The organism is Leifsonia soli, assembly GCF_013408745.1.
In the GTDB taxonomy this organism is placed as follows: Bacteria; Actinomycetota; Actinomycetes; order Actinomycetales; family Microbacteriaceae; genus Leifsonia; species Leifsonia soli.
Genome location: NZ_JACCBJ010000001.1, coordinates 696,876 through 707,274 on the forward strand (window position 1 = coordinate 696,876; position 10,399 = coordinate 707,274).

General features: G+C 70.1%; 10 protein-coding genes and 1 tRNA gene. 6 read left to right on the forward strand and 5 right to left on the reverse strand.

Annotated elements, in window-relative coordinates; genetic code table 11:
- Window positions 1-14: 14 nt before the first annotated feature.
- Together BJ963_RS03415 and BJ963_RS03420 are read right to left on the reverse strand one after the other, a co-directional pair.
- Window positions 15-1,391: an FAD-binding domain-containing protein gene (locus tag BJ963_RS03415; RefSeq protein ID WP_179454637.1), complete on the reverse strand. Its 1,377-nt coding sequence runs from the start codon at window positions 1,389-1,391 to the stop codon at window positions 15-17.
- Window positions 1,388-2,026, reverse strand: a complete 639-nt coding sequence (locus BJ963_RS03420) for an MBL fold metallo-hydrolase (RefSeq protein WP_179454639.1) — start codon at window positions 2,024-2,026, stop codon at window positions 1,388-1,390. The genes BJ963_RS03415 and BJ963_RS03420 overlap by 4 nt, the downstream gene beginning before the upstream one ends.
- Window positions 2,027-2,112: 86 nt before the next feature.
- Between BJ963_RS03420 and BJ963_RS03425 the strand changes: the two genes are divergently transcribed.
- The 3 genes from BJ963_RS03425 (at window position 2,113) to BJ963_RS03435 (ending at window position 5,369) form a co-directional block, all read left to right on the forward strand.
- A complete protein-coding gene (locus tag BJ963_RS03425) occupies window positions 2,113-4,239 on the forward strand; it encodes a copper-translocating P-type ATPase (protein WP_179454641.1) in 2,127 nt (708 codons plus the stop codon).
- Window positions 4,240-4,316: 77 nt separating this feature from the next.
- On the forward strand, window positions 4,317-5,219 hold the full coding sequence (locus BJ963_RS03430) for a diacylglycerol kinase family protein (protein ID WP_179454643.1): 903 nt from the start codon (window positions 4,317-4,319) through the stop codon (window positions 5,217-5,219).
- 74 nt (window positions 5,220-5,293) lie between these two features.
- Window positions 5,294-5,369: transfer RNA gene (locus BJ963_RS03435), tRNA-Glu, on the forward strand.
- Window positions 5,370-5,466: 97 nt separating this feature from the next.
- On the opposite strand, the gene BJ963_RS19085 is transcribed toward BJ963_RS03435, so the two are convergent.
- The 3 genes from BJ963_RS19085 to BJ963_RS19090 all read right to left on the reverse strand — a co-directional run bounded on the left by BJ963_RS19085 (window position 5,467) and on the right by BJ963_RS19090 (window position 7,006).
- Window positions 5,467-6,030 carry a DUF6036 family nucleotidyltransferase gene (locus tag BJ963_RS19085; RefSeq protein ID WP_343037221.1) on the reverse strand — a complete coding sequence of 188 codons (564 nt, stop codon included), beginning with the start codon at window positions 6,028-6,030 and terminating at the stop codon, window positions 5,467-5,469.
- Window position 6,031: 1 nt separating this feature from the next.
- Window positions 6,032-6,604 (reverse strand): helix-turn-helix domain-containing protein, encoded by a 573-nt coding sequence (locus BJ963_RS03450; RefSeq protein ID WP_179454645.1) that lies wholly within the window; start codon window positions 6,602-6,604, stop codon window positions 6,032-6,034.
- Window positions 6,605-6,778: 174 nt separating this feature from the next.
- On the reverse strand, window positions 6,779-7,006 hold the full coding sequence (locus BJ963_RS19090) for a KTSC domain-containing protein (protein ID WP_179454647.1): 228 nt from the start codon (window positions 7,004-7,006) through the stop codon (window positions 6,779-6,781).
- A gap of 210 nt (window positions 7,007-7,216) precedes the next feature.
- Here BJ963_RS19090 and BJ963_RS03460 point away from each other — a divergent pair, with 210 nt between their 5' ends.
- Genes BJ963_RS03460 through BJ963_RS19505 form a run of 3 tightly spaced genes read left to right on the forward strand, consistent with a single transcriptional unit; the run spans window position 7,217 to window position 10,399 of the window.
- Entirely contained in the window at window positions 7,217-8,284 is a 1,068-nt protein-coding gene (locus BJ963_RS03460; protein WP_089911848.1) for a TerC family protein, read from the forward strand.
- Entirely contained in the window at window positions 8,281-9,096 is an 816-nt protein-coding gene (locus BJ963_RS03465) for a PP2C family protein-serine/threonine phosphatase (RefSeq protein ID WP_089911845.1), read from the forward strand. Before BJ963_RS03460 ends, BJ963_RS03465 begins: the two co-directional genes overlap by 4 nt.
- Before the next feature lie 7 nt (window positions 9,097-9,103).
- Complete coding sequence (locus BJ963_RS19505; protein ID WP_179454649.1) at window positions 9,104-10,399, forward strand: FHA domain-containing protein; 1,296 nt, start codon at window positions 9,104-9,106, stop codon at window positions 10,397-10,399.

Here is a 10,399-nt window from a genome sequence, read left to right on the forward strand (position 1 = left end):
GCGGCGCGCTCCAATCAGCGTGAGCGCTTGACGACGTCGTAGGCGGCGAGGGCGGCCTGGCGTGTCTCCGCGAGGTCGACGATGGGCTCGGGGTAGTCGGGGGTGTCCCACTCCGGCACCCAGCGGCGCACGTAGTCACCCTGCGGGTCGAACTTCTTCCGCTGCAGCTCCGGGTTGAAGATGCGGAAGTACGGCGCGGCGTCCGCGCCGCTCCCGGCGACCCACTGCCAGTTGAAGGCGTTGTTCGCGGGGTCGGCGTCGACCAGGGTGTCCCAGAACCACTGCTCGCCGCGGCGCCAGTCGATGAGCAGGTTCTTGATCAGGAAGGACGCGGTCACCATGCGCACCCGGTTGTGCATGACGCCGGTTCTCCACAGTTCCCGCATCCCGGCGTCCACGAGGGGGACGCCGGTGCGACCCTGTTCCCAGGCCCGCAGCGCAGACGGATGCAGCCGCGGCCACGGAAAGGAGTCGTACTCGCGATGGATGTTCACGGTCGCCAGGTCGGGGTGCTCGAACAAGGTGTGGTAGGCGAACTCGCGCCAGCCGACCTCCGAGAGGAAGGTCGACGCGCTCTCCGCCGTCGCGCCTCGCCGCTTCTCGATCGTCGCGTGCCACACCTGGTGGGGGCTGAGCTCGCCCCAGCGCAGACGCGGCGAGAGGCGCGAGGTCGCATCCACTCCTGGCACGTCGCGCTGCTCGCGGTAGTCGCCCAGATCGTCGGAGAGGAAGCGCTGCAGCTGCTCGTGCGCGGCCTTCTCGCCCGGCTCCCACGTCTCGCGCAGGCCGCCGGCCCAATCGGGACGGGTCGGCAGCAACCCCAGATCGTCGAGCGTCACGGTGTCGAGCGACTGCGGGACGGATGCCCCCTGCACTTCGCGCGGCGCCGGTCCCGGCCTGCGTGGCGCGGCAGCCGCCAGACAGGACCGCCAGAACGGCGTGTACACCGAGAACGGGGTGCCCTGGCCGGTGCGGATCGTCCACGGTTCGAAGAGCAGGTTCGCGGCGAAGCTGGCGGCTTCGACGCCGGCCGCGCGCGCTGCGGTCTTCACCGACTCATCGATGCGCCGCTCGACGCCGCCGTACCGCCGGTTCCAGAAGATCGCCGCCGCATCGGTCTCGCGCAGCAGCGTCGCGATCACGCTCTCACTCGGCCCGCTGAGCAGGACGAGCCGGGAGCCCAGACGCTCCAGCGACTCCGCGAGCGACGCCAGGCTGTGGTGCAGCCACCACCGGCCGGCACCGCCGGGCGCCCGGAGCTCTGGCGTCTCGTCGTCCCAGACGAAGACGCAGAGCACCGGGCGGCCCGTCTGCGCGGCCGCGTGGAGAGCCGGGTTGTCGGCGACCCGGAGGTCGTCGCGGAACCAGACGATGGCCGGGCGATCGCTCACAGGTCGAGGGAGTCGCCGGGCTCCAGTGCGGAGAACGCGCCGCCGTTCTGCTCGGTCGCCCACGCGAGGCGCCCGTTCGCCATGTCCTTGCCGGCGCGCGAGAGCACCATCTCGTGGATGGGGAACGCACGTTTCGGCTTCACCGCGAGCACGTAGTCCATCGTCTCGGCGATCTTCATCCACGGGGCGCCGGCCGGGGCGGCCAACACATCCACCTCGACGCCCTCGGGCACCGAGAACGAGTCGCCGGCGTAGTACAGGGTGTCATTGATGAGAACGCCCACGTTGTCGACAACGGGGATGCTCTCGTGGATGACGGCGTGGCGGCCGCCGAAGAAGCGGAGCGCGAACGGGCCGGCTTCGACGGTGTCGCCCGGGTGGACGACCGTGATGTCGAAGTCCGCGGCGGCCGTGGCGACACCCTCCGGCCCGAAGATCTTCGCATCGGGGGAGAGCTCGAGCACGCGCTTCAGCTGCTCGGGGGTCCAGTGATCCGCGTGCTCGTGCGTGATGACGACGGCGACGGCGTTCGCGGTGTCGGTGAGAGGAGAGGTGAAGCTGCCCGGGTCGACGTAGAGCTTCTGTCCGTCCTTCTCGAGGAGGAGTCCGGCGTGCTCGAACTTGGTGAGTCTCATGGTTCCCAGGAAATACCGGATGGGATGCTCACGCAAGCGCGGCGGGCTTGAGGAATATACCCCTAGGGGGTACTGTTGCGAGAGATATGGACGAGAAGAACGAGCACACAGCGGTCCACGACCACGGGAGCCACGGGCATAACGACCACGCGGCGCACGATCACGCCGAGCACGACCATTCGGAGCACGCGGGTCACGACCATGACCACTCGGGTCACGAGGGTCACGCCGGTCATGACCACTCCGGTCACGCCGGCCACGACCCGGCGATCTTCCGCCGCAAGTTCTGGCTGACGCTCGTCCTCACCATCCCGACGCTGGTGTTCTCGACGGGGCTGCAGGAGATCCTGGGTCTCGACGGGCCCCGATTCCCCGGCAGCCAGTACATCCCCGCGGTGTTCGGCGTCGCGATCTTCTTCTACGGCGGCCTGGTCTTCCTTCGCGGGGCCGTGGACGAGCTGAAGGCCAAGCAGCCGGGCATGATGACCCTCATCTCGCTGGCCATCGTCGTCGCCTTCGGGTACAGCGTCGCCGTGACCCTGGGCCTGCCCGGCATGGACTTCTGGTGGGAGCTGGCCACCCTCATCCTGATCATGCTGCTCGGTCACTGGATCGAGATGTCCGCCGTCATGGGGGCGCAGGATGCCCTCGGCGAGCTGGCCAAGCTGCTGCCCGACACCGCCGAGCGGGTCTCCGACATCCACGCGGAGCCCGTCGCCGTCCCGGTCTCCGACCTGCGGGTGGGCGAACTGGTGCGCGTCCGCCCCGGTGCTGCCGTGCCCGCCGACGGCGAGATCGTCGACGGCCGGAGCGACCTGGACGAGTCCCTCCTCACCGGGGAGTCGAAGCCCGTGACGCGCGGGCCGGGGGAGCAGGTCGTCGCCGGCAGCATCTCCGGCAGCGGCTCGCTCGTCGTCCGCGTCGGGCGCACCGGTGGGGACACCGCGCTCGCCGGCATCATGAAGCTCGTCGCCGACGCCCAGGCGAGCAAGTCGGGCACCCAGGTGCTCGCCGACCGTGCGGCCGCCTGGCTGTTCTACGTCGCGCTCGCCGTCGCCACGGTCACGCTGATCGCCTGGACCCTGCTGCGTCCAGGTGACCCGGCGTTCGTCCTGGAGCGGGTCGTGACCGTGCTCATCATCGCCTGCCCCCACGCGCTGGGCCTCGCCATCCCGCTTGTCGCGCAGATCTCGACTGCCATCGGCGCCCGGAACGGCCTGCTGATCCGCGACCGCCACGCGATGGAGGACGCCCGCCGCGTCGACGTCGTCCTGTTCGACAAGACCGGGACCCTGACCGAGGGCCGCCAGGGCGTGGCCGCGGCAGTCGCAGAGGACGGCGATGCCGACGCGCTGCTGGCGCTCGCCGCTGCGGTGGAGGCGCCGGCGGAGCATCCGATCGGCGCGGCCATCGTCCGCGAGGCCCGCCAGCGCGGGCTGACGATCGCGCCGGTGTCGGGCTTCGAAGCCCTCGGCGGTCGCGGCGCGTCCGCGGTGGTCGATGGTCAGCGTGTCGCCGTCGGGGCGCCCCGCCTGCTCACCGAGGGCGGGCTGGCGGCGGGCGAGGCCGTCCGCGCGGCCGCCGACGAAGCCTCCGGCGCGGGTCAGACCGTCGTCTACGTGCTCCGCGAGGAGCGCGTGGCCGGCATGATCGCGCTGGCCGACGTGGTCCGCCCGGAGTCGCGGGAGGCCGTCCGGTCGCTGCGCGACCGCGGCGTGCGCGTCGCGATGCTGACCGGCGACGCGCAGGCCGTCGCCGATGCGGTTGCCGCGCAGCTCGGCATCGACGAGGTGTTCGCCGAGGTGCTGCCGGGCGACAAGTCCGGCACCGTCGCCCGGCTGCAGGCCGACGGTTCCCGCGTCGCGATGGTGGGCGATGGCGTCAACGACGCCCCGGCCCTCGCTCAGGCGGACGTCGGGATCGCGATCGGCGCCGGGACGGACGTGGCGATCGAGTCGGCCGGGGTGGTCCTCGCCTCGAGCGACCCCCGCGGCGTCGCGAAGGTGATCACGCTCTCCGCCGCGACCTACCGCAAGATGCTGCAGAACCTCGCCTGGGCCACCGGGTACAACGTGATCGCCCTGCCGCTCGCGGCCGGGGTCGCGATCGGCGTGGGAATCGTGGTGTCGCCGGCGTTCGGCGCCGTGCTCATGTCGCTCTCGACGATCGTCGTCGCGATCAACGCCCAGCTCCTCCGCCGCCTCCGGCTCTGACCGCCGGAGTCCGACGCCCCGACACCCCGGCGCCCCGTCTTTCGCAGGCGGGGCGCCGGTGTGTCATCATCGGGAGCGTGACCGCACTCCCGCGGGCCGTCGTCGTCGCGGTCAACCCCATGGCGTCCTTCGGCCGCCGGCGCGAGGTCGGTCCGCGCGTGATCGAGCGCCTGAGCGATGCCGGCCACCATGTCGTCGCCATGGGCGAGGCGAACATCGAGCTTCTCCGCCGGGAGACGGCACGCGCGCTGAAGGACGGCGCCGACGCGCTCGTCGTCGTCGGCGGCGACGGGATGGCCAATCTCGGCATCGATCTCGTGGCGGACACGGGCATCCCGCTCGGGATCGTGCCGAGCGGCACCGGCAACGATCTGGCCGACGGCCTGGGCATCCCGATCGACGATACCGAAGCGGCCATCGACCGGCTGCTGGACGCGCTGCAGCGCGAGCCGCGCACCATCGACGCCGGGACCATCCGCCGCGGCGAGCTGACCACGTGGTTCGGCTGCGTCGTGTCGGCCGGGTTCGATGCCACGGTCAATGAGCGCGCCAACCTCATGTCGCGCCCGCGGGGCCGCAGCCGGTACGTCATCGCCCTGCTGCGCGAACTCGCGACGCTCAGGCCTCGGCCGTACCGCATCCATGCCGACGGCCGGAGCATCGAGGTGGACGCCATGCTCGTCTCGGTCGCGAACAACCGCTCGCTGGGCGGCGGGATGCGGATCGTTCCGGACGCCGACCTCTCCGACGGTCTGCTCGACCTGTTCGTTGTCGGGCCGATGTCGCGGCTGCGTTTCCTTCGCCTGTTCCCGAAGGTGTTCCGCGGCGAGCACACCGGCCTTCCCGAGGTGAGCATCCTGCGCGTCTCGTCCGTCCGGATCGAGGCGGAGGGGGTCGTCGCCTACGCCGATGGTGAGCGGATCGGGCCGCTCCCGGTTGAGGTCTCGGTCGCGGCCGGAGCGCTCCGCGTCCTCGCCTGAGCGACGCGCCCGGGAGGGAGCCGCCGTTTTGGCAGTGCAGGCCCATCTGTGGCATGATCTTCTAGTTGCCAGACGGCCCCATCGTCTAGCGGCCTAGGACGTCGCCCTCTCACGGCGGTAACGCGGGTTCAAATCCCGCTGGGGTCACCAACAGCCCGCTTCCCTTGTGAACACAGGAATGTGAACACCGGGAAGCGGGCTTTTTCGTTGCCGGCGAAGTGCCCTCGAATGCGGTTGCGTGCCCGTTCTATCGCAAGTCGACCGCAGGAGGCCTCCGAACGTCGGGCACGCCGACCCGCAGAATGTCTTCGAGCATGTCGTACGCGCGCGGAGGCGGAAGCTCGCCCGGATACTGGGACTCGAAGACGGCCTCTGCCTCGTCCGCCGAATCGATGTCGAGGTAGGCGAGGAGGACGGCTACGTCATCGTCGTCACGTCCGCGCCGTGCCGCCTTCAATTTCATTGCGAGCAGGCAGGGTGGGGTGGCCACCCACACGGAGACCGTGTCGTCGTCGTGGATGGCCTCCCAGTGGTCGTCGCCGGCGAACGGTATGAACCCTGCCGCTGCCGTGTTGAGCCAATCGGTCGGCCATCCGTGCTCGGCCGAGATCGACCGGACGATCTCATCGAGGTCGGTATCGGTGCTGATTGACGCGTCGACGTCGGGCGTGATCCGACGGTCCTCGAAGTAGCGCAACATGATCGCCGCTCCGCCCACAATCCTGATCGTTGCGTGTGCTCCTCGGTCGTGCAGCTCTCGGACCAGCTGGCGCAAGCCGGCGATGACGTCATCGCGACGGAGGGATACCACGTCACACGCTCCGCAGCGTGTCGCGGGGAATCAGTACGCGTTTACGGAGGAATGCGTCGGGCACGTCCTTCGGGTCCACGGTTGTGACGTACCGGGAGCCGGTGAAGACAGTCGGAACGTCGAGCGGCTCGGTCGCCGAGACCCAAAGAGGGATCGGTGAGCTGGTCTCGCGCAGATGGTGCTCTGTCACCGCCGCGAGGGCGGCGTCGAACAGTCGACTGCCGGTCGGCTCCGGGGGGAAGGCGGCGAGCACGACCCGGTTGACAGCGTCCTCCGCGCCCAGCGCGTCGTTGTAGGCGAGCCAGATGCGGAACGCCTCGGCGTCGTCGGATCCCCTCAGGGCGCGTCGGATTCCTGCGCTCACCTCGAGCGCACCAGGCCGTGTCGTGGGGATGGCCGCCAACCGCGCATCCGATGCGCGGAGGATGCGGTCGAGCTTGTCGGCACGCGGTGAACGACGGCCGCTCTCGATGACCGACAGGTTGGAGGCGGCCTCACCTGTCCTCGAGGCAATGATCGTCTGCGGGATGCGCCGCGAGCGGCGTACGGATCCGGCGATCTCTGCAATCGACATGGCGCCTCCAACTTATCGTTTCCGATAACTATATCAGGAGACGACCTACAGCGTGATGACGCTGACCTGGTCCTTTCCGCGGTCCTTCGCGGTCGGTGTTCTGGCAGACGATGTTGAACTCGTCGCCGCCGGAGCGGCACACCAGGTCGTCGCCGCCGACGGGATCGCGCCGGCTCACCGGGTTGCGGCCCCGGGCATCCACTCCTCGGGGTAGTGGTCGCGCACCTCGGCGTTGAAGTAGGAGCCCGCCGACCCGGCGGCGCGCAGCTCGCGCCAGACCCGCGCGGGCACCAGGAAGTAGCGGTACACCTCGCCCGACACGAACTCGATCTCGAGCGTCCGCACCGACGGGTCGTAGCCGGCTGCGGCGATCACCGAGCTGTCGAAGGCCTCGCGTTCCACGTCGGCACCCTACGCCCGGCCTCCGACGGCACTAGGATGTCGGAAGCGAAGGGGAGTATCCCGAACGGCTCGACAACAGGTGCGAACCTGCGCGACGCCGGCGCTGTGCACGTCATCACGGTCCGCGACGAAGGGGGCCCGGGCACAGCGGCACCATCAGGTGCGGGAGAGACTTTCGGTGGATGTCCCGCGCCCTTCGAAAGGTCCCCAGTGCACACCGCTCTTCCCCTCTGGTTCGAGATCGGCTCCTTCGTCGTCCTCCTGCTGATCCTCGCCTTCGACCTCCTGATCATCTTCAAGAGGCCGCACATCCCGAGCCCGCGCGAGTCGGCGCTCTGGGTCGGGTTCTACGTGGCGCTCGCGCTGATCTTCGCGCTGCTGATGCTGCTGGTCGGGGATGCGGAGCACGCGGGGCAGTTCCTCGCCGGGTGGCTGACGGAGTACAGCCTCAGCATCGACAACCTGTTCGTGTTCGTGATCATCATGGGCAGGTTCGCCGTGCCGAGGAAGTACCAGCAGGAAGTGCTCATGGTGGGCATCATCCTGGCGCTGATCTTCCGCGGCGTCTTCATCCTGCTCGGGGCCGGCCTGATCGCCAGCTTCAGCGCGATCTTCTACCTGTTCGGCGCTTTCCTGCTGTGGACGGCGTTCAACCAGGCCTTCGGCAAGCACGACGACGAGGGCGCGGAGGACTCCTGGTTCATCAGGTTCGCCCGAAAGCACCTGAAGGTGTCGACCCAGTACAACGGCAACAAACTCCGCACGGTGGTGGATGGTCGCCGGATGTTCACACCGCTCATCATCGTGTTCATCGCCCTGGGCACCACCGACCTGCTGTTCGCCCTCGACTCCATCCCCGCCATCTTCGGCATCACCCAGAGCCCGTTCATCGTGTTCACGGCCAACGTGTTCGCCCTGATGGGCCTCCGGCAGCTCTACTTCCTGCTCGGGCACCTGCTCGACAAGCTGGTGTACCTCAAGTACGGGATCGCGTTCATCCTCGCCTTCATCGGCGTCAAGTTGGTGTTCCACGCCATGCACGAGAACGAGCTCCCGTTCATCAACGGCGGCGAGCACATCGAGTGGGCGCCCGACATCAGCACCTGGACCTCGCTGCTGGTGATCGTCGGAGCCATGGTTGTCGCTACGATTGCAAGTCTGGTGAAGCTGCGGATGAGCGGCACCAGCGTCGCCGAGGCCATTCACGGCGACGAATCCGACGAGGACGAGGCCGAGGAAACGGTCGTCGACGGCACGCAGGAGGACCCCCGCACATGAGCTCTGTCGTCGGCGTGACCCTCCGGAGCGACACGGGTGCGGTCCGGCACGTCAACGAGGACAGCGCTCTGGCGCAGGATCCGGTGTTCGTCGTCGCCGACGGCATGGGCGGTCACGCCCGCGGCGACCTGGCCAGCCGGACGGCGGTGGAGAGCCTCGCACGCACGCTGCAGCCGGGCTCCCGCCCGACGCCCGACGAGGTGATCCGCGCCATCGACGAGGCGAACGCTGCCGTGCGGTCGCTCTCCGGCGCCGACGAATCGGGCGCCGCGGTGGCGGGCACGACCCTCGCGGGCATCGTCCGCGTCCGCGTGCCGGAGCTGGCGACGGAGCAGTGGATGGTCGTCAACGTCGGCGACTCGCGCGTCTACGCGTGGGACGGCCGCGCGCTGCGCCAGCTGACCGTCGACCACTCCGCTGTCCAGGAGCTGGTGGATGCCGGACTCATCACCGAGGCGCAGGCGGCGGTGCACCCGGAGCGCAACGTCATCACGCGCGCCCTCGGCGCGGAGGATTTCGTGGACACCGACAGCGAGCTGGTCGCCGAGGACGGACGGCAGATCTTCCTGATCTGCTCCGACGGCCTGACCCGCGAACTGAGCGATGGGAGGATCGCCGAGATCCTCGCCCAGGGGCCGTCCGATCCTGCCTCCGCTCTGGTGGACGCGGCGAACGAGGCCGGTGGCCACGACAACATCACCGTGATCGTGGTTGAATCGGTGACCGGGGAGGACGCAGCGGCCCCCGTCGACACGCGTGAACGCGCCGACGGCAGCGGCCGGGAGTTCGAAGACACGCAGCCGAGGGAGTAGGTCGTCCGTGTTCGAAGTGCAGCAGGCGGCAGCCGGGGAGTGGGCGGTTGTCGCGGGCGGCGCGCGAGCGCTGCTGGTGGCCGAGACCGATCCGGCACGGCTGCGGGCGCTCTTCGAGGCGGTCCGCGCCGGCTTCGCAGAGACTCTGGATGCGCTGGTCGCCGGCGGTCTGAGCCGCACGCCGTCGTTCGCTCTGCTGGACGCATCCACCGGGCCGGTGCTCCTGGCCGTCCGGGGGACGGCGAGCGCGGCCGTCGCCGAAGGCGGCGTGGAGCGCACCGTCCGCGCGTCCGGGGTGTCGTCGTGGGTCGAGACGCAGCTGACCGATGCGGCGGCCGTGACGCTCGGCGCCGGCGCGGGGGAGACGCTGCCACTGGCCGAGGGCGTCGTGCGGTCGGCGGGCGTCGTGTGGTCAGCGGCCGAGCGGTCGGAGGATGTCGGCGCGACGGTTGCTGCGCCGCCGCGGCGTGAGCGCGAGACCGGGCCGGTGGAGGCACTGGACATCGAGGAGTCCGCGGCTCCGGCCGTGGAAGAGCCGGAACCCGTCGTGGCCGGGCCCGCCGTCGAGGCGTTCGAGCCTGCCGCCGAGCCCGAGCCCGAGCCCGAGCCCGAGCCCGAGCCCGCCGCCGAACCAGACCCGCATACGCGCGTCCCCGAGGCGACGTTCGCCGACGTGCCGTCCGCCGCTCCGGCCCCCGCGCCGCAGCCGGAGGCCTCCGGCTACGACCACCTCTTCGGGGCGACGATGGTGCGGAGCGTCGAGGATGCCGCCGTCCGGCCGGAGGATGAGGACGCCGCCCCGCCCAAGATCGACCTCCCCGGCTTCATCACCGACTCCTTCCCGCCGGCCGCCGGACGCCTGGAAGGCGACCACGACGGGCTCACCGTGATGAGCGGCGACCTCCCGTCGCGTCCGCGCCCGTCGGACTCCGACCAGGAGCCCGCACGGGAGCCGGCACCGCAGAGATTCGCCGTGCTGCTCTCCGACGGCCGCCGTGAACCTCTGTCGGCGCCGGTCGTCGTCGGCCGGGCGCCCAGTGTCTCCGCCGTGCCCTCCCTGCGCGGCGCGCGTCCGGTCACGCTGACCACCGCGGAGGACGACATCTCGCGCTCCCACGTCGCCGTCGCGGTGGAGGGCGACAGCGTCGTGGTCACCGACCTGCACTCGCGGAACGGCACCATGATCGTCCTTCCCGGAAAGACCCCGCAGAAGCTCCGCAGCGGCGAGCCCACCACGGTGGTGCTCGGGACCGTGATCGATCTCGGCAGCGGTGCGACCCTGACTGTGGAGTCCGCCGGATGA